Here is an 18,625-nt window from a genome sequence, read left to right on the forward strand (position 1 = left end):
ATTGATTGAACTTTAGACTTAGTATTGAGATTTATTGTTAAATGGCTTGTTTTTAATTGCACAAAATAATACAATTATATGTGTAAAGTTTTAAAATTAAACACTCAGAGGAGATACAATAATGTCATTAATTACAGATATTTATGCTCGTGAAGTCCTTGATTCACGTGGTAACCCAACTGTTGAAGTTGAATTATATACTGAAGCCGGTGGTGCTGGTCGTGGAATCGTTCCTTCAGGTGCCTCAACTGGTGAACATGAAGCCGTAGAACTTCGTGATGGCGATAAGAGCCGTTACCAAGGTAAGGGAACAACTAAAGCCGTTGCTAACGTTAACGACATCATTGCTAAAGAAATCATTGGTTTTGAAGTAACTGACCAAGTTGCTATTGATAAAGCTATGATCAAGCTTGATGGTACACCTAACAAGGGTAAATTAGGAGCCAATGCTATTTTGGCTGTTTCTATTGCCGCTGCACGTGCCGCTGCTGATGAACTTGAACAACCATTATATAACTATATTGGTGGATTCAATGCTCACGTAATGCCTACTCCAATGATGAATGTTATCAATGGTGGAGCTCATTCAGACAACAAGGTTGATTTCCAAGAATTTATGATCATGCCTGTTGGTGCTCCTTCAATTAAAGAAGCCATTCGTATGGGTTCAGAAACATTCCATACTTTGAAGAAATTGCTTTCTGCTGATGGCAAAGCTACTTCAGTTGGTGATGAAGGTGGATTTGCACCTGATTTCGCTAACAATGAAGAACCACTTCAATACTTAGTTAAAGCTATTACTGAAGCAGGTTACAAGCCAGGTAAAGATATTGCAATTGCTATTGACGTTGCAGCATCAGAACTTTGGAGTGATGAAGACAAGAAGTACAAGCTTCGCTGGTCAACTGGTGAAGAATTTGATACTACTGAATTTACTAAGTATCTTGAAGGACTTGTTGCTAAGTACCCAATCATTTCAATCGAAGATCCTATCGACGAAAATAACTGGGACGACTGGGCAACTATTACTAAGGAACTTGGCAAAAAAGTTCAACTTGTTGGTGATGATTTCTTCGTTACTAACACTGAATACCTTGCTAAGGGAATTAAGATGGGTGCATCTAACTCAATCCTTATCAAAGTTAACCAAATTGGTACGCTTACTGAAACAATGGAAGCTATCGAAATGGCTAAAGAAGCAGGTTACACTGCTATCGTTTCTCACCGTTCTGGTGAATCAGAAGATACAACTATCGCTGACTTAGTTGTTGCTACTAATGCAGGACAAATCAAGACTGGCTCAATGAGCCGTACTGATCGTATTGCTAAGTACAACCAACTTATGCGTATTGAAGATCAACTTGAAGGCGTTTCAGAATACAAGGGTATTAACGCATTCTATAACTTGAGCGAACAAGCTCGTCAAGACGTTATCAACAAGTAATCTTTTAAAATGAAAAACTACTGCCTAGGTACTCGTATCTAGATTGTAGTTTTTTTTATTTGCAGTATAATGAATGAATTAGTTAAATTTATTGATTTTCATGATTAGTGAGATTTTTAAATTTTAGTAAATCTAAATCAGCCCGTTTAAAAAAAGTAGAATGCTTTGATTATCTATGCTATAATTCAGTAGTATTTGTATCGGGTTAAATTAGGAGGAATTTTCCTTGTATAACATTCTTTTAACAGTATTTTTGATAATATGTGTATTATTGATTGCATGTGTAATGATGCAACCATCTAAAACAAGTAATGATGCTATGTCAGCTTTAACAGGTGGTGCTGGTGATTTATTTTCACGAAAAAAAGCCCGCGGATTTGAAGCAGTAATGCAAGTAACCACTACAATTATGGGTGCCGTATTTTTTATTGTAGCTATTGCATTGGTATATTTGTCATCACATTAAACAAAAAACCTCCTGTTAATTTTACAGGAGGTTTTTTGTTGTCAGAAAGGAATTTACTATATGGTAAGAGAACCTGAGCCATTTTTATTTGAACATGGACCTAATGCCGTTATATTATTGCACGCATATGCGGGTAGTAGCAATGATATGAGAATGATGGGGAGGGCACTTGAAAAAGACGAGTATACTGTCTATGCGCCTATTTTTACCGGTCATGGAACTAAAAAACCAACGGATGTAATTAGTGAAGGATCACCTGAAAAATGGTTAAACGATGCACAACAGGCAGTTGAATTTATGCTGAACAAAGGCTATCGTTCACTTGCTATTTTTGGTTTATCAATGGGTGGTATTTATACAACTAAAATGCTAGAGACATATCCGGAATTGGTTGCTGGTGGAACCTTTAGTTCTCCCGTAGTCAGAGTAGGTAGTTCTAATGTAGCGGTTGAATTCCCTAAAATGGCAGCACGAAGATATGATAGAATGGATACAGATAGTGAAGAAAAAAAGCAGGGGCTTCAGTGGATTGGTGAGAATGTTCAATCACAGTTAGATGCGATTGAACGGTTTGCAAAATCGGTCGAACATGATTTAGATAAGATTAATGTTCCGTTTTTTGTTGCTCAAGGGAGCGCAGACGAAATGATTGACCCTGAAAATGGGGATGCCCTAAAAAATCGCTTAACAAAACTAAATAAAAAGGTAGAATTTCATAGTTATCCAGATGCAACACATGTCCTTACCGTTAATTCGGCGCATCATGCATTGGAACATGACGTTCGTAACTTTTTATCAAAAATATTTGAGGTAGAAAATGACAGAAAGTAATTTAAAAGCACAAATTAATAAACATTTACATGATAATTCTGAACTAAGTTTTTCAGTTGAGAAATTAGCATTTCAGTTGGAAATGAATTCAGCTGAACAATTTACACCAATTGTCCAAGCATTGGCACAATTAGAACGTGATAACGAAGTTAAGGTTACGGATAACGGAGAATTTATCGCTATTATTAAGCAAAATGCGTTGACTGGTATTTTTCATGGAAATGAGAAGGGTTTTGGGTTCGTTGCCTACGATCCAGAGGAACCAGATGTCTATGTTAATCCAGACCATACAATGCACGCTCTTAATGGTGATGAGGTTGAAGTCGAAATTATTCGTCCTGGAAAACCAGACAAGTCTCAAGGGCCAGAAGGAACGGTTAAAAAAATTGTTACCCATCACTATGCTCAAGTAGTTGGTGAATTTAAGTCTAATAAAACCGCTAATTTTGTTGGTGAAATTGTTCTTAAAGATAAAAAAATATCAACATTTAAGTTCATGGTAACAGGTAATGGCTTAGTTCCGACTGACGGTGAAATTGTCACAGCTGATGTAACGGAATATCCTACTAATGAAGCACCTAAAACAATGATTGGTGTGGCTAAACAAGTAATCGGGGCTAAAGACGAACCTGGAATTGATATTTTAGCATCCGTCTATGCGCATGATTTACCACATGAATTCCCAGAAGATGTAATTAAGCAAGCTAATGCAATTAGTGACACGGTTCTTGAAGAAGAAAAAATTGGTCGTGAGGATATTACTGACCAGCCATTAGTTACGATTGATAGTATCGAATCAAAAGATTTAGATGATGCTGTTGTAGCATGGAAGATGGATAATGGAAATTATCATCTTGGAGTTCATATTGCTGATGTTAGTCATTATGTTCAAGAAGGTACCCCATTAGATCGTGAAGCTTTCAATCGTGGAACATCAGTTTATTTGACTGATCGAGTAATTCCAATGCTTCCTCGTCGCCTTTCAAATGGAATTTGTTCATTGAATCCGGATGTTGAACGACTTTCAATGAGTTGTGAAATGGAAATCAACGCAGAAGGAAAAGTTGTAAATCATCGTATTTTTACTAGTGTGATGAAGTCACATGCACGAATGACTTATAAGGCAGTTAATGCCATCCTTGAAGCACATGATGAAAAAACACGGAATGAATATCAAGAACTTGTTCCGATGTTTGAAGAGATGGGTGAGTTACACCGAATTCTTTTGAAAAGTCGTAAGCATCGTGGTGCACTTGATTTTGATGCTCCTGAAGCAAAGATTATTGTTGATGAAGATGGTCATCCAACGGACATTGAATTACGTGAACGTGGCTTATCTGAACGAATGATTGAATCATTTATGTTAGCTGCAAATGAAACAGTAGCAGAACATTTTAAAAAATTACAAGTGCCATTCTTATATCGTATTCATGAAACTCCAGATGGCGAACGAGTAAAGAAATTCTTTGAATTTTTAAGCGTCTTTGGCATTAATGTTAAGGGTGATCCTAACAATTTGAAGCCTAAGATGTTGCAAAGTGTCTTGAAAGACGTGGCAGATGCACCTGAAGCGCAAATGGTTCAAGTGATGATGTTACGTAGTATGAAGCAAGCTAAATATTCTGAAGATTCTTTAGGTCACTTTGGATTAGGCGCTGAATTTTATACGCATTTCACTTCACCAATTCGTCGTTACCCAGATACTACGGTTCACCGTTTAATTAAATGGTACGCCGAAAATGGTACTGGTAAGGAAGCTAAAGAAAAATATGCAGAACAGTTACCAGAAATTGCTGAACATACATCAGTAGCTGAACGTCGTGGTATTGATACTGAACGTGAAGTAGATAGTATGAAGAAAGCAGAATTCATGGAAAGCCATGTTGGTGAAACTTTTGATGCAGTTGTTAGTTCCGTAATGAAGTTTGGTCTATTTATTTCATTACCTAATACGGTTGAAGGATTAGTTCATATTAGTGTTATGAAAGATGATTATTATGAATATCTTGAAAATCATCTAGCTTTGGTTGGTCGTAAGTTTCATCGAATCTTCCAAATTGGACAACCGGTTAAAGTTAAGTTACTTCGTGTGGATAAAGATCAACGCGAAATTGATTTTGAACTAGTTGATCCTGCATCAGCACCATTAACTAAGCTTCGAGTTCCTCGTCAAGATGATCGCCGCGGCGGTCGTCGTGGTGGCCAAAATAGTGGAAATGGTAGCCGAAACAGTAACAGCCGTAATGGTAACCATTCTAATAGCAATGGACATCGTAACAGTAATTCGCAACATAATGGTGAACAAAACAATCGTCAGATTAATCGAGGACAAGCACGTAAGTCACCAAAAGATTCACACTAGATTACGAGTGAGGTGAATTGAATTGGCTAAAAAACAACAAAATGATGATAATTTAGTTGCTCAAAATAAAAAGGCGCGTCATGATTATTCAATTGCAGAAACTTATGAGGCTGGGGTTGTATTGACCGGAACTGAAATTAAATCAGTTCGAGCTAAACGGGTGCAATTGAAAGATGGTTATGCTCAGATTCGTGGTAATGAAGCCTGGTTAATGAATGTTCATATTAGTCCATATGATCAGGGAAATCAGTTCAACCATGATCCACTTCGTAATCGAAAATTACTTTTGCATAAAAAGGAAATTCAGAAGTTAACGGGTGAATTAAATAATCAAGGTATCACGTTAGTTCCACTTAAAATGTATATCAAAAAAGGCTATGCTAAAGTATTGTTAGGGATTGCTAAAGGTAAACATGAGTATGATAAGCGTGAAACAATAAAAAAACGTGATCAAGATCGTCAAATTGAACGAGTAATGAAGCATTATTAGCTTGGCAAATTTATAGTATTAAAAAAATGATAATCCATTATGGATTATCATTTTTTTGGATATGTTTAATCTTTAATGGCCGATTTAAAAATGCTTCAGAATTTCGTAATCTTGGCTGTGTAATGGATGGGATGGTGATTACTTTAAAATTTCCTTTACGAGCCCAGTGATCAAGTACTGATGCGACTGCAATTGATAAAGCTTCAAGTTCTGGTTCATAAACAGTCAGTTGATTATATTTAATTTGGTTATGATTTTCTGGGTGGAAAGAAAAAACAAGCTTGGTTCCACGATAGACATGATAACTATCACGTAAAGTATTACCGACAATAATCCAATTCAAACCGCGGATAAAAATTACTTCACGGAAAAATCCTAGTGATTTACTAATGGTACCAACTTGTTTTGAATCGTTAAAAATTGCAAATTTAGGCAACATTCCTAGGGTGAGTTGTTTGATTTCTGATAAAAGTTCACCTTGCATGGAATAAACTGAGATTACATCTTTTTGTATCCCCCATTTACCAACTACTAAATATAAGGAGGTTCCATTTTCGTCTTTGACAACACTAGCTCCATGGAGCGTAGTTGAGTGCTTTCGAATAAATAAGTTACGCATACTCACACCTCACTTTGATTGAATTTGATTATATTCTACCACGGTTTGTTAGCAATATCATTTTCAACGCAATTATGCTAAAATTATGTCGAGGTGCTGTGTATGAAACCATTTATTAACAATGATTGGTGGCCAGTTTTAGAGTCAGAGTTTGGACAACCGTATTATTCAAATTTAAGTTCATTTATTAATCATGAATATCAGAATGAAAATATTCACCCTGATCATGATAAAATATTTGAAGCATTTGAATGGACGCCATTTGCTAAAACCAAGGTGGTTATTTTAGGTCAAGATCCTTACCATGAAAATCATCAAGCTCATGGCTTGAGCTTTTCGGTAATGCCAGGGGTTAAAGTACCACCATCATTGCGAAATATTTATAAAGAACTAGATGATGATTTAGGGTTTGCGCCAGTTAATCACGGATATTTAGAATCTTGGGCTAGACAGGGTGTGTTATTACTTAATACCGTGTTAACCGTCCAAGATGGAGTTGCATTTTCGCATCAAGGAAAAGGATGGGAAAAGCTTACCGATGCTGCGATTATAGCGCTATCTGAGCGAACCAAACCGGTAATTTTTGTTTTATGGGGTAAGGCGGCGCAGGATAAGATCAAGTTGATTGATACGACACAAAATGTAGTAATTAAATCAGCGCATCCAAGTCCATTATCAGCTTACAGGGGATTCTTTGGTTCACGGCCATTTTCAAAAGTTAATACAGTCCTCAGACAATTAGGTGAGAAAGAAATTGATTGGCAGCTTCCTGAATCAGTGGAAGAGTAATCATAGTTACATAATATATTATAGATGGAGTGATAGATATGGATTTATTTACAGGCTTAGCATCAAAAGTTAAGGGTCAAAATAAACGAGTAGTTTTTCCAGAAGGTGAAGATGAACGTATTTTAGGCGCCGCTGTACGACTTAAAAAAGATGGATTAGTTGAACCAGTTTTACTTGGTAATGTTGATAAAATTAGTGAAGTATCTGCTCAAAATAAATTTGATATAGCTGGAATTGAAATTATTGATCCAGCTGTTTATACAGAAAAACAAGTAATGATTGATAGTCTTGTAGAGCGTCGTAAGGGTAAAACATCACCTGAACAAGCAGCAGAAATGATTAGCGATGTAAGTTACTTTGGAACAATGCTAGTTTATATGAATAAAGTTGATGCAATGGTTTCTGGTGCTACTCATCCAACTGGCGATACGGTTCGTCCGGCCCTTCAAATTATTAAAACTGCTCCAGGTAATTCACGAATTAGTGGAGCGTTTATCATGGAAAAAGGCGATGAACGATACGTATTCGCTGACTGTGCAATTAATATTGAATTAAGTGCACAAGAAATGGCTGAAGTTGCCCTTCAAAGTGCACAAACGGCTAAAGTATTTGATATTGATCCTAAAGTTGCACTATTAAGTTTCTCAACTAAGGGTTCTGCCAAAGGCGACGTGGTTACTAAAGTCGCTGAAGCAACTAAAATTGCTCAAGAATTGGCACCAGATGTTCCAGTGGATGGTGAATTACAATTTGATGCAGCGTTTGTCCCAAGTGTTGGTGAACGTAAAGCGCCAGGTTCTAAAGTTGCTGGTCATGCTAATGTCTTCGTATTCCCTGATTTACAATCAGGCAACATTGGCTACAAGATTGCGCAGCGTTTTGGTGGCTTTGAAGCCATTGGACCAATTTTACAAGGATTAAATGCACCAATTTCTGATTTATCTCGTGGTGCAAGTGAAGAAGATGTTTACAAAGTAGCGTTAATTACAGCTGCTCAAGCATTAAATTAATTAACAAATGAGCGAACTGACAGTTACTTTATCGGTTCGCTTCTTTAATTGGTAAGGTGAGATAATGGATATTAAATTTACAAATAGTACACAGACAATGGATTTGGCTAAACAGCTAGCTAGTAATTTAAATGCTGGGGATGTTTTAGTTTTAAATGGTGATCTTGGAGCCGGGAAGACAACTTTTACCAAAGGGCTCGCCGAGGGACTAGGAATAACTGCAACGATTAAGAGCCCGACGTTTACGATAATTCGTGAGTACCAAGAAGGTCGTTTGCCACTTTATCATATGGATGTTTATCGCCTTGAAAATGGTGGTGGTGAAGAGTTAGGGCTTGATGAGTACTTTGCTGGAGATGGCGTTAGTGTTGTTGAGTGGGCCCAGTTTGTTGAAGACGAATTACCAGATGAATACCTGTCAATTAATTTCAAGCGTACGAATCTTGAAAATGAACGACAAGTTAGTTTTGTTCCACATGGAGCCCATTTTAAGCAAGTGATTGAGGGATTAATTAATGGAAATTGAAATGAAATCAGCAGAATCAACTGATGCTGCTAAAATATTAAAATTACTAGAAGAACTACAAGATGAATCAGAATTTTTTACAGTGAAAAATCTTGCTCAATTAACAGTTGAACAAGAAGCAGATAACTTAGATAAAATTAGTGATACCAATGATAATTTAGTATTAATTGCGATGGCTGCAGGCGAAATGATTGGGATTGTAACAGTCGCTAAAATTGATAAAAAAGCAGTTGGCGAAATTGGGATTGCGATTCGAAAAGAATATTATCATAAAGGACTTGGAACGGCCTTGTTAGATGAAATAATCTATTGGGGCGATCATTTTAGTCCGTTGAATAAATTTACGCTATCAGTGATTGCTGAAAATGAACCAGCGATAGGACTTTATCGAAAGATGGGCTTTAAACCAAATAAGGTTGCGATGGTTCCAGATCGAGAAGGTATTGAACGTAAATCGTTTATTATGACTTTAGAATTGGATGAAAGCACGGCTAAATAAGTAAATAAAAACCACTTGTAGTATTTATTAATCTACAAGTGGTTTTATTTAGCTGCTTTAACAAAAGGTTTGATGGGCTGAGTACCAAAATGAGTTGCTTGGTAAAGCAAGATATTGGCACAAGCTTGACTATCATCTAATGCATTATGATGGTGGTCGAGTGTAATGTTTAATTTATCGCAAACAGTATCAAGTTTATGATTAGGCAGGTCTGGGAAAAATTCTTTACTAGTTTTAACCGTATCTAAAGTTAGATAATTTGGTCTCTCAATACCATAATAATCGAGACTGCTTTTAATGACACTATTATCAAAAGGTGCATTATGTGCAATTACAAGTTTATTTTCACCAAAGAAAGAATCAATGTGGTCCCAAATATCAGTGAATGAGGGGGCATTGGCAACATCTTCTTCATGGATACCATGAATTTGAACGTTTCGCCAAAAAAAATCAGTTGGTGGTTTAATTAGTGAATAGAATTCATCAACTATTTTATTTTCACGGACGACAGTTAGTGCAACTGAACAAGCACTATATCGTTTAGCATTGGCAGTTTCAAAATCAATAGCAACAAAATTCATATTATTCCTCCGTTATTAATTTAACAGGGTAATTTTACGGTAAAATCGTGGATAAAGCAATTATTGAAATTGGTAATCATCCAATCGTAGTTTCATGATACAATTAATATTAACAAAAATATTTATGAAGAAGGGTTTTCGATGTCATTAGCTATTGAAGAAACATTCCCTAAAATTGAAATTATGCAAAATGCGTCTTTATCAGATTATACCAACACTGATACTGGTGGGCCGGCTGATTGGCTAGCTTTTCCAACAACGGTTGAGGAAACTCAACAATTGGTGAAATTCGCTAAAAATAATCAGTTAGCGATTACTATTATTGGAAATGCTAGTAATTTAATCGTTCGCGATAGTGGCATTGAAGGTCTCGTTATTATTTTAACGAAGATGAATACAATTGAAGTTAGTGAAAATAAAATTATTGCCCAAGCTGGAGCAGCCTTGATTACAGCAAGCGAGATAGCACGTGATGCTAGTCTAAGCGGATTAGAGTTTGCAGCTGGAATACCAGGTAGTGTTGGCGGAGCAGTGTTTATGAATGCTGGGGCTTATGGCGGAGAAATTAGCCAAGTAGTAGTAGCTGCCACATTATTAAATTCAGATGGTGAAGTAATTACGTTGAATGCTGATGAATTAGATTTTGGCTATCGTCATAGTAGTATTCAAAGTGATGGTGGGGTAATTTTAGCAGCGACATTTTCATTAGTATCTGGTGATCGCGCTACTATCAAGTTCAAAATGGATGATTTCAATGCTCGCCGTGCGGATAAACAACCGTTAGAATGGCCTTCATGTGGCAGTGTGTTTAAACGACCAGCCGGTTTTTATGCAGGTAAATTAATTCATGATGCTGGCCTACAAGGTTATACTAGTGGTGGTGCTCAAGTATCGAAGAAACATGCCGGTTTTATTATTAACATCGGCGAAGGAACAGCGACTGATTATTTGAATGTTATTAAACACGTACAAGATACCGTTTTTAGGCAGTTTCAAGTTCATCTTGAAATTGAAGTCAGAGTAATTGGACGTTAAATAAAAATGGGGCAATTTTGATTGTCCCGTTTTTTTAATAAAACTAGGGGGAGTTTTATGCTGATATTAGAAGAAGTATTATTATTAATATTTCTAGTGTTAATTTCGAAAGTATTTACTCATTATTTGAAAATTGTTCCAGATAGTTTGATTCAAATTGGTCTAGGTTTATTAGTAGCATTATTTTTTAAAGTTCAGGTACCATTGCAAACGGATTGGTTTTTATTACTTTTTATTGCGCCGCTATTGTTTAATGATGGTCGCAAATTTCCAAAGCAAGAATTATGGAAGTTGAAAGGACCAATCTTTGCTAATGCCATTATATTAGTATTTGTGACCACCTTATTGGGTGGATATTTAATTTATTTAATTGTTCCAGAGATCCCATTATATGTTTCATTTGCGTTAGCAGCAATTTTGTCACCAACGGATCCAGTAGCGGTGCAATCAATTGCTAAGCAGGCAAAGTTAGATTCCAACATTCTTCATTTAGTTAGTGGTGAAAGTCTAATTAATGATGCGTCAGGATTGATTGGTTTCAAATATGCGGTTGCTGCTGTGACAACTGGATATTTTTCAATTGTTAATGCAACTGGAGATTTCATCTATACAGCCGTAATCGGACTAGTTGCAGGTGTATTAATAATGCTTGTGATTGAAATGGCCCATGACTTTTTACATAATCAAGGGATTACGGATATTATTTTTTATGTCGCATTTAAGCTCATGTCGCCGTTTATTGTTTATTTGATTACTGAAGATGTCTTTCATGCGTCAGGTGTTATTGCCGTAGTAGCTGCAGGAGTGTTCTCACATACGCGGAATATGCAAATAATTGATGATCGCCCTGAGATGAGTTTAGTCACTGAAAGAACTTGGTCATTAGTTGTTTATCTTTTAAATGGAATCGTGTTTGTAATTTTAGGAATCGAATTGCCAATTGCCACTTCAGAATCGTTAAAAAGTGATAGCTATAATAATTTAAGTTTATTTGGGTACGTAATTGGGGCGTGGGTAATCCTGTTATTGATTCGAGTTAGCTGGATTTTAGTTTACGAGACTTTCCAATACTTGCGTCATCGACGTGATAATGTCAGTATCAGATCAGCATTTTTAGTTGGTTTATCAGGGGTTCGTGGTGCAATCACGATGGCAGGGGTGTTGTCAGTGCCATTGTTAATTGAAAATGGTGCCGATTTTCCGGCTCGTTCATTAATGCTGTTTATTGCGGCTGGAGTAATTATCCTGAGTTTAATTGTTGCTTCGTTGTTAATTCCAATCTTTACCAAAGTTAATTTTCCGTTTGAAAATCGTGGTAGTGACATTGATGAGGACGAAGAAGATGAAGAAGAAATTGATGAAGAAGAGGATGATCAAGCTAATTACATGACCGAAGAGCAGGCAAAATACTTTTTGATGCAACTTGCGGTACAAACGATCGAGGAACATCGTCGTGATTATAATCAGCAAGCTGCGTATGATTTAATTTTAAACTATCAAATATTAATGCGTCGATTACAATTGAGTAATCAGACTGATGAAGCGCTAACGCGAACTTTGAAACAAGAGCTTGAATTAAGAAGTGTCGCGTATGAGGCAGAACGAAATGCCTTGCATCGATTATTAGAAAAAGGAATTATTACCGCAAATGATTATTATCAATCAATGAAACGTATTGATCAAATTGAAAATCACTTGGCGCATGATTTAAGAGCGGCTAATACTTGGTGGACCTGGCGAAAAATGAAAACACGAGTAGCTGGATTGCTGCATTGGCTGACTAGATGGATCATTAACCAAAATACTGATATTGAAAGACGCCGAATTATTGATGTTGAAACTAGTAAAGCTGCAATTAAAGCGTTATCTAAATATGTTTCTGATGCCAGGGTAGTAGGTAATGATGTTGAGCGAAATGCAGTATATCAACTGATTGTTAGTTACCGTAATCGAATTGAACATAGTAAAAATCCAAAGTTAAAGCTAGCGACAAAATATAAGCAGGATTTAGAGCTGTTACGTTTTGAAGCAGTTAATGCACAACGAATTGGAATTGTTCAATTACGTGATGGCGAACGGATTTCGGCCACTACTGTCCAAAAGCTAAGACAATATCTTAATTATTCAGAAAATTCAATTATAAAAACAGCAGACGATTAGTCTGCTGTTTTTATTTGCTTTAGTAGCCATAAGACGGCTAACTGCACGATTGTAATGATGGCAACGAAGAAAAGCATGCGTAGATTCCACATATTGATAATTTGTTTGAAAAACCAAGTTGGGGTTAAAAATAAGTAGAGAGAATGAATTCGTAGGAAACGACCGATATAGACACCAATCGCTGAGGCAAGCATTAAAATTGTTGGTAATATCCAGGTTAATTTGATTTTGAAAGTTTGATTAATTCGTTGCGAGATCGTATTTAATTGATAAGTGCTAAGTAGTAACGCCCCGAACATACTAACCATTAATAATCCAAAATCTAACCACATTCTTGGACTGTTGCTTAATAATCCGTTAGAAAAATCATGTGGATCAAGTAATGATAGATGAAATAGGTCCGTCATTAAGTATGGCGCATTTGGATAGAAACCTAACCAGAGTATGAAAATTAATAAAAATAACCAAGATTTAACGGATTTGATTTTTTTCATTTGAAAGGCAAGTTCGATTGGAATATAGCCTAAAAATGTATTTAAAATAAGAAAATTGAATGGGGATTTAGCTAGAAAAATTAAAATAATTAAATCAACGAGAAAAAAGCCCCTAATTTTCCATTGCATTGAAATTGATTGCATGATTTATCCCCTCTTTATATAGTTAGATTACCAAAAAAAACGTATCACCACCATCAATTTTAGAAAAGTTTCCATTTAATTAATCTTCTAATCTATCATAATAATTTGAGAGTCCGTGATATAATGATTCAGGAACTAAATTTGGGGGTATATAAATGGCTTTAGACTGGAGCTCAATCCTGACATGGCAAAATGTCATTCGACTATTCGATATTTTGGTTGTTTGGTTTTTAATTTATGAATTAATGATCTTGTTGCGTGGCACAAGGGCTGTACAATTATTCCGTGGTATCTTAGTAATTATTATTGTTAAACTGGCTAGTTGGTACTTTGGATTAAGTACGGTTTCTTGGATTATGGATCAAATCATTAACTGGGGTGTCATCGCGATGGTGGTTATTTTTCAACCAGAAGTTCGTCGTGGATTAGAGCATCTTGGACGTGGAACTGTTTTGACGCGTAATAAGCGGCAAAATGAGGAAGAAGAGCTGTTAGTCCAACAACTTGATCAAGCCATGCAATATATGTCGAAGCGAAGAATTGGTGCTTTAATATCGATTCAGATGGAAACTGGGCTTGAAGAATATATTGAAACTGGGATTCCGATGAATGCGGATGTATCCGGAGCGTTGTTGATTAATACGTTTATTCCCAATACCCCATTACATGATGGTGCAGTAATTATTAAAGATAATAAAATTGCTGTTGCAGCAGCGTATTTACCCTTATCTGAAAGTAACCTGATTCCTAAAGAATTAGGGACTAGACATCGAGCTGCTGTTGGTATCAGTGAGGTAACTGATGCATTAACGATTGTTATCTCTGAAGAAACTGGTGAAGTTTCCATTACGAAGGATAATGATTTATATCGTGGAATGGATCAAGAAATGTACCTTAAATTCTTGCGTAATCAATTATATAAGTCCGCTGATGACAACAAAACAACCGTAACTAGCTTTATTGAGCGGATCTTTAAAGGCGGTGACCGCAATGTATGATAAATTAACTAAGTTATTCTTTAAGAGTCATACCTTTTTGAGGATTAGTGCATTAGTCTTAGCAATCTTATTATTTGTGTATGTTAATGGTGAAAAATTACAAAATGTGCGTGATAGCGATAGTGGGAACAGTTCGACGTTAACTTCGACGGTTAAGAAAACCATAACGGTACCGTTAAATGTAAATGTGGATAGTGATAAATACGTTGTGACTGGTTATCCAGCCAATGTTAAAGTAACGATTACTGGACCTGCGGCGCTGGTTACAACGACGTCGAATACACAAAACTTTAAAATTGCCGCTGATTTAAGTAAACTAGGTACTGGAACTCATAAAGTAAAACTAAAAGAGACTGGAATTAATAAAGATCTGAGTTATGCAATTGATCCTAGTACAATTACAGTAACGATTGCTACCCGTAAAACGGTAACTTTACCAGTTGATATTCAAGTTAACTCAGATCAACTTCCTGATAGTTACAAGGTTGGAAAAGCAACGTCTTCAATTGATTCAGTCAAAGTCACAGGGGCTAGTGCTGATATTAGCAAAATTAACCGAATTATTGCTTCAGTAGCAATTCCTAAAGATACTAAATCTGACTTATCTCGCAAGGTTACCTTGCAGGCAATTGATTCTAACGGGAATACTGTTAATGTTGTTATTTCACCATCAACAACAACAGTTAAAGTTCCAATCTCACATGATTCGAATGGAAGCTCAAGTGAAAGTAAAACTTCAAGTGCTAGTTCAACTTCGCAAGCTATATCCGAATCAGATGCTAGTGAGTCGTCTACTGATTCAAGTAGTTCAAGTTCAGCATCATCTAACTAATATAATCGTGAATTATTTTTGAGAAATGAGGAAAACAATGGATTTAAAATATTTTGGAACTGATGGTGTACGTGGAGTGGCAAACTCTGACTTAAGCCCAGAATTAGCGTTTAAACTAGGACGAGCTGGAGGATATGTATTAACACAACATTCAGATCGCAAGCAAGCCCAAGTATTAATCTCGCGTGATACACGAATTTCTGGTGAGATGCTTGAAAGTGCGTTAGTTGCTGGATTGCTATCAGTTGGCATTGAAGTTCTACGTTTAGGGGTTGTAACGACCCCTGGAGTTGCGTATTTAGTGCGAGCTCAAGAAGCTGATGCTGGCGTAATGATTACCGCATCACATAATCCAATCCAATATAATGGTATTAAATTTTTTGGCGATGATGGTTTTAAATTATCGGATGAAATTGAATTAGAAATTGAAAAATTGTTGGATGCACCTGTAGATGAATTACCTCGACCTTCAGATTTGGGATTAGGACGAGTATCAGACTATCGTGAAGGTTCATTGAAGTATACTCAATTTCTTGAACAAACCATTCCAAACGATTTAGCTGGCCTTTCAATTGCAATTGATGGTGCTAATGGGGCAACAAGTAGCTATGTATCATCATTGTTTGCTGACTTGAATGCTGATTTTCACACGATTTCAACGTCCCCTGATGGTTTAAATACCAATCTTGATTGTGGTTCAACTCATCCAGAACATTTACAAAAATATGTGGTTGATGAAGGCTTACAAATGGGTGTCGCCTTTGATGGTGACGGAGATCGTTGTATTGCGGTTGATGAAAAAGGTAATCTTATCGATGGAGATAAGATTATGTATATTTGTGGTAAATATTTAAATGAAACTGGTCGATTGAAAAAAGGAACTGTCGTTACAACAGTAATGAGTAATCTTGGTATGTATAAAGCACTGGAACGTGCTGGAATGACTAGTGTAAAAACTAAAGTTGGCGATCGCTATGTTGTTGAAGAAATGATCAAGAGTGGTTATAATCTTGGTGGTGAACAATCAGGACATATTGTCTTTATTGACCACAATACAACTGGAGATGGAATGTTAACTGCATTACAATTAATGCAAGTTGTTAAACAAACCGGTAAGAGTTTATCTGAATTAGCTAGTGAAGTTACTGAATATCCACAAGAATTAGTTAATATTACGGTGGCTGATAAAGAAGCAGCATTGGCTAATGAAAGTTTATTAAAAGTGATTGCTGAAGTTGAGGCTGATATGGCTGGTGACGGTCGAGTACTAGTTCGTCCAAGCGGAACGGAACCTTTACTAAGAATTATGGCTGAAGCACCAACTAAAGAAGCAGTGCATGGTTATGTTCAAAGAATTGTAGCAGTTGCAAATAATGAATTGGTCTAGAAATAGACCAATTTTTTATTTGATTGACATTTGTTGTATATATAGCTAATATATTCTATGTTGAGAGTTATCTACGTAGGAAGTATATAATATATACCAATTTTGAGATTTAGATAAGGATGGAAATGCGTATGTGTGGAATTGTGGGTGTTACTGGAACTAATCAAAGCGTTTCAATATTAATTGAAGGACTTGAAAGACTTGAATATCGTGGGTATGATTCTGCCGGAATTTATGTAAATGATCAATCAGGCAACGATTATTTAGTTAAACGTGTTGGTCGTATTGTAAATTTAAAAAATGCCATTACTCCAGAAATTTCTGGGTCAACTGGAATTGGACATACTCGTTGGGCAACTCATGGGGTTCCAAGTGAAACTAATGCACATCCACATTTTTCAAATGATGAACGTTTCTATCTAGTTCATAACGGTGTAATTGAAAATTTTAAGCAATTAAAAGAAGAATATCTATCAGGTGTTGAGTTTAAAAGTGATACAGATACTGAAGTCATTGTTCAACTAATTGATCGCTTTGTCGTTGAATATAATATGGATACCCAGGCAGCTTTTTTGAAGGTGTTGCGATTAGTTAGTGATGATTCATCTTATGCATTTGTACTAATGGATCGTGAAACTCCAGATACGTTATTTGTTGCAAAAAACAAGAGCCCTTTGCTTGTGGGAGTTGGGGATGGCTTTAATTTAGTCGCTTCTGATGCCGTAGCTATGCTTAAACAAACACATACTTTTATGGAAATTCAGGATCAAGAAATTGTTGTGGTTAAGCCAGCTGAAATTTTAATTACGGATTTTGATGGTAATGAAATGAAACGTGACACTTTCCAAGTTGAGATGGATGCTAGTGCTGCAGATAAGGGGACTTATCCATTTTATATGCTTAAAGAAGTTGATGAACAACCTGCAGTTATGCGCAAAATTGTTCAAAACTATTTGAATGAAGATGGTGATCCGGTGGTTGATAGTCAGCTACTAGAATCGATTAAAGAGGCTGATCGAATTTACATTATCGGAGCTGGAACCAGTTATCATGCAGGATTAGTTGGTGCTAAGATGTTCGAACAATTAACCAATATTCCAACTGAAGTTCATATTTCCTCTGAATTTGCTTATGAACAACCAATCATGTCAAAAAAACCATTCTTCATTTTTTTAACGCAAAGTGGAGAAACAGCTGATAGTCGTGAAGTATTAGTTAATGTTAAAAAGCAAGGTTGGCCAAGTTTAACAATTACTAATGTACCGAAGTCAACACTCTCACGTGAAGCTGACTATACAATGTTGTTACATGCTGGTCCTGAAATTGCAGTTGCGTCAACTAAAGCCTATACTGCTCAAGTAGCAGTTGAAGCTGTCTTGGCTAAGGCAATTGGTGAATATTTAAAACACCCACGAGCTGCAGAATTTGATTTGAAACATCAATTAGGATTAGTAGCTGTTGGTATGCAAGCATTGGTTGATAGTAAAGAAAAATTAGAATCAGTAGCTTCTAGATATTTATCTAAACCACGTAATGCGTTTTACATTGGTCGTGGAACAGATTGGTCCGTTGCCCTTGAATCTGCATTAAAATTAAAAGAAATTTCTTATGTTCAAGCTGAAGGTTTTGCATCCGGTGAATTAAAGCATGGTACGATTGCTTTGATTGAATCACAAACGCCAGTAATTGGAATCATTACCCAAGATCGTACGGCTGGTCTAACACGGAGTAACTTACAAGAAGTTATCTCTCGTGGTGCTAGTGTAATTACGATTGTAACGAAACATTTGGCACAAACCGATGATACGATTGTTTTACCAGATGTTGATCCACTGTTAACACCATTACTTAGTGTGGTACCAGCACAGTTGTTGGCATACTACACCAGTTTAGGTAAAGGGCTAGACGTGGATAAACCACGAAATTTAGCAAAATCAGTAACGGTACAATAATTAATA

At 36.3% G+C, this 18,625-nt stretch carries 18 protein-coding genes; 15 read left to right on the plus strand and 3 right to left on the minus strand.

Translation table 11 applies throughout. The features are described 5' to 3' along the window. The first annotated feature begins 121 nt into the window (after positions 1 to 121). The 5 genes from eno to smpB all read left to right on the plus strand — a co-directional run bounded on the left by eno (position 122) and on the right by smpB (position 5,593). Entirely contained in the window at positions 122 to 1,444 is a 1,323-nt protein-coding gene (gene eno / locus FC70_RS01515; protein WP_057889278.1) for a phosphopyruvate hydratase, read from the plus strand. A gap of 226 nt (positions 1,445 to 1,670) precedes the next feature. Further along, positions 1,671 to 1,910, plus strand: coding sequence for a preprotein translocase subunit SecG (gene secG / locus FC70_RS01520; RefSeq protein ID WP_057889279.1), 240 nt, complete (start codon positions 1,671 to 1,673; stop codon positions 1,908 to 1,910). A gap of 60 nt (positions 1,911 to 1,970) precedes the next feature. Beyond that, positions 1,971 to 2,741: an alpha/beta hydrolase gene (locus tag FC70_RS01525; protein WP_057889280.1), complete on the plus strand. Its 771-nt coding sequence runs from the start codon at positions 1,971 to 1,973 to the stop codon at positions 2,739 to 2,741. Beyond that, positions 2,728 to 5,103: a ribonuclease R gene (gene rnr, locus FC70_RS01530; protein ID WP_057889281.1), complete on the plus strand. Its 2,376-nt coding sequence runs from the start codon at positions 2,728 to 2,730 to the stop codon at positions 5,101 to 5,103. The genes FC70_RS01525 and rnr overlap by 14 nt, the downstream gene beginning before the upstream one ends. A 22-nt stretch (positions 5,104 to 5,125) precedes the next feature. Continuing rightward, positions 5,126 to 5,593, plus strand: a complete 468-nt coding sequence (smpB, locus tag FC70_RS01535) for an SsrA-binding protein SmpB (RefSeq protein ID WP_057889282.1) — start codon at positions 5,126 to 5,128, stop codon at positions 5,591 to 5,593. 37 nt (positions 5,594 to 5,630) lie between these two features. Here smpB and FC70_RS01540 read toward each other — a convergent pair whose 3' ends face one another. After that, positions 5,631 to 6,212 (minus strand): LURP-one-related/scramblase family protein, encoded by a 582-nt coding sequence (locus tag FC70_RS01540; RefSeq protein ID WP_191980109.1) that lies wholly within the window; start codon positions 6,210 to 6,212, stop codon positions 5,631 to 5,633. Positions 6,213 to 6,314: 102 nt separating this feature from the next. Between FC70_RS01540 and FC70_RS01545 the strand changes: the two genes are divergently transcribed. The 4 genes from FC70_RS01545 to FC70_RS01560 all read left to right on the plus strand — a co-directional run bounded on the left by FC70_RS01545 (position 6,315) and on the right by FC70_RS01560 (position 9,036). Continuing rightward, complete coding sequence (locus FC70_RS01545) at positions 6,315 to 7,001, plus strand: uracil-DNA glycosylase (protein WP_057889283.1); 687 nt, start codon at positions 6,315 to 6,317, stop codon at positions 6,999 to 7,001. A gap of 38 nt (positions 7,002 to 7,039) precedes the next feature. Beyond that, positions 7,040 to 8,011 (plus strand): phosphate acetyltransferase, encoded by a 972-nt coding sequence (pta, locus tag FC70_RS01550; protein WP_057889284.1) that lies wholly within the window; start codon positions 7,040 to 7,042, stop codon positions 8,009 to 8,011. A gap of 61 nt (positions 8,012 to 8,072) precedes the next feature. Next, the gene (gene tsaE / locus FC70_RS01555; RefSeq protein ID WP_420835981.1) at positions 8,073 to 8,537 is read left to right on the plus strand and encodes a tRNA (adenosine(37)-N6)-threonylcarbamoyltransferase complex ATPase subunit type 1 TsaE; all 465 of its coding nucleotides are present in this window, start codon (positions 8,073 to 8,075) and stop codon (positions 8,535 to 8,537) included. Continuing rightward, the gene (locus FC70_RS01560; RefSeq protein ID WP_057889286.1) at positions 8,527 to 9,036 is read left to right on the plus strand and encodes a GNAT family N-acetyltransferase; all 510 of its coding nucleotides are present in this window, start codon (positions 8,527 to 8,529) and stop codon (positions 9,034 to 9,036) included. Before tsaE ends, FC70_RS01560 begins: the two co-directional genes overlap by 11 nt. Positions 9,037 to 9,080: 44 nt before the next feature. On the opposite strand, the gene FC70_RS01565 is transcribed toward FC70_RS01560, so the two are convergent. Next, a complete protein-coding gene (locus tag FC70_RS01565) occupies positions 9,081 to 9,617 on the minus strand; it encodes a 3'-5' exonuclease (protein ID WP_057889287.1) in 537 nt (178 codons plus the stop codon). 141 nt (positions 9,618 to 9,758) lie between these two features. On the opposite strand from FC70_RS01565, the gene murB reads away from it, so the two are divergent. Continuing rightward, the gene (murB, locus tag FC70_RS01570) at positions 9,759 to 10,652 is read left to right on the plus strand and encodes a UDP-N-acetylmuramate dehydrogenase (protein ID WP_057889288.1); all 894 of its coding nucleotides are present in this window, start codon (positions 9,759 to 9,761) and stop codon (positions 10,650 to 10,652) included. A 57-nt stretch (positions 10,653 to 10,709) separates the two neighbouring features. Next, the gene (locus FC70_RS01575) at positions 10,710 to 12,812 is read left to right on the plus strand and encodes a cation:proton antiporter (protein WP_057889289.1); all 2,103 of its coding nucleotides are present in this window, start codon (positions 10,710 to 10,712) and stop codon (positions 12,810 to 12,812) included. Here the strand turns inward: FC70_RS01575 and FC70_RS01580 are convergent. Beyond that, positions 12,809 to 13,450 carry a DUF1361 domain-containing protein gene (locus FC70_RS01580; RefSeq protein ID WP_057889290.1) on the minus strand — a complete coding sequence of 214 codons (642 nt, stop codon included), beginning with the start codon at positions 13,448 to 13,450 and terminating at the stop codon, positions 12,809 to 12,811. The two genes, FC70_RS01575 and FC70_RS01580, sit on opposite strands and share 4 nt — an antisense overlap. 155 nt (positions 13,451 to 13,605) lie before the next feature. Between FC70_RS01580 and cdaA the strand changes: the two genes are divergently transcribed. The 4 genes from cdaA to glmS all read left to right on the plus strand — a co-directional run bounded on the left by cdaA (position 13,606) and on the right by glmS (position 18,619). Continuing rightward, positions 13,606 to 14,448, plus strand: a complete 843-nt coding sequence (gene cdaA, locus FC70_RS01585) for a diadenylate cyclase CdaA (protein ID WP_057889291.1) — start codon at positions 13,606 to 13,608, stop codon at positions 14,446 to 14,448. After that, on the plus strand, positions 14,441 to 15,280 hold the full coding sequence (locus FC70_RS01590) for a CdaR family protein (RefSeq protein ID WP_057889292.1): 840 nt from the start codon (positions 14,441 to 14,443) through the stop codon (positions 15,278 to 15,280). Before cdaA ends, FC70_RS01590 begins: the two co-directional genes overlap by 8 nt. A 37-nt stretch (positions 15,281 to 15,317) precedes the next feature. After that, on the plus strand, positions 15,318 to 16,667 hold the full coding sequence (glmM, locus tag FC70_RS01595) for a phosphoglucosamine mutase (protein ID WP_057889293.1): 1,350 nt from the start codon (positions 15,318 to 15,320) through the stop codon (positions 16,665 to 16,667). A gap of 131 nt (positions 16,668 to 16,798) precedes the next feature. After that, positions 16,799 to 18,619, plus strand: a complete 1,821-nt coding sequence (gene glmS / locus FC70_RS01600) for a glutamine--fructose-6-phosphate transaminase (isomerizing) (protein ID WP_057889294.1) — start codon at positions 16,799 to 16,801, stop codon at positions 18,617 to 18,619. Positions 18,620 to 18,625 lie beyond the last annotated feature (6 nt).

The organism is Paucilactobacillus oligofermentans DSM 15707 = LMG 22743, assembly GCF_001434315.1.
In the GTDB taxonomy this organism is placed as follows: domain Bacteria; phylum Bacillota; class Bacilli; order Lactobacillales; family Lactobacillaceae; genus Paucilactobacillus; species Paucilactobacillus oligofermentans.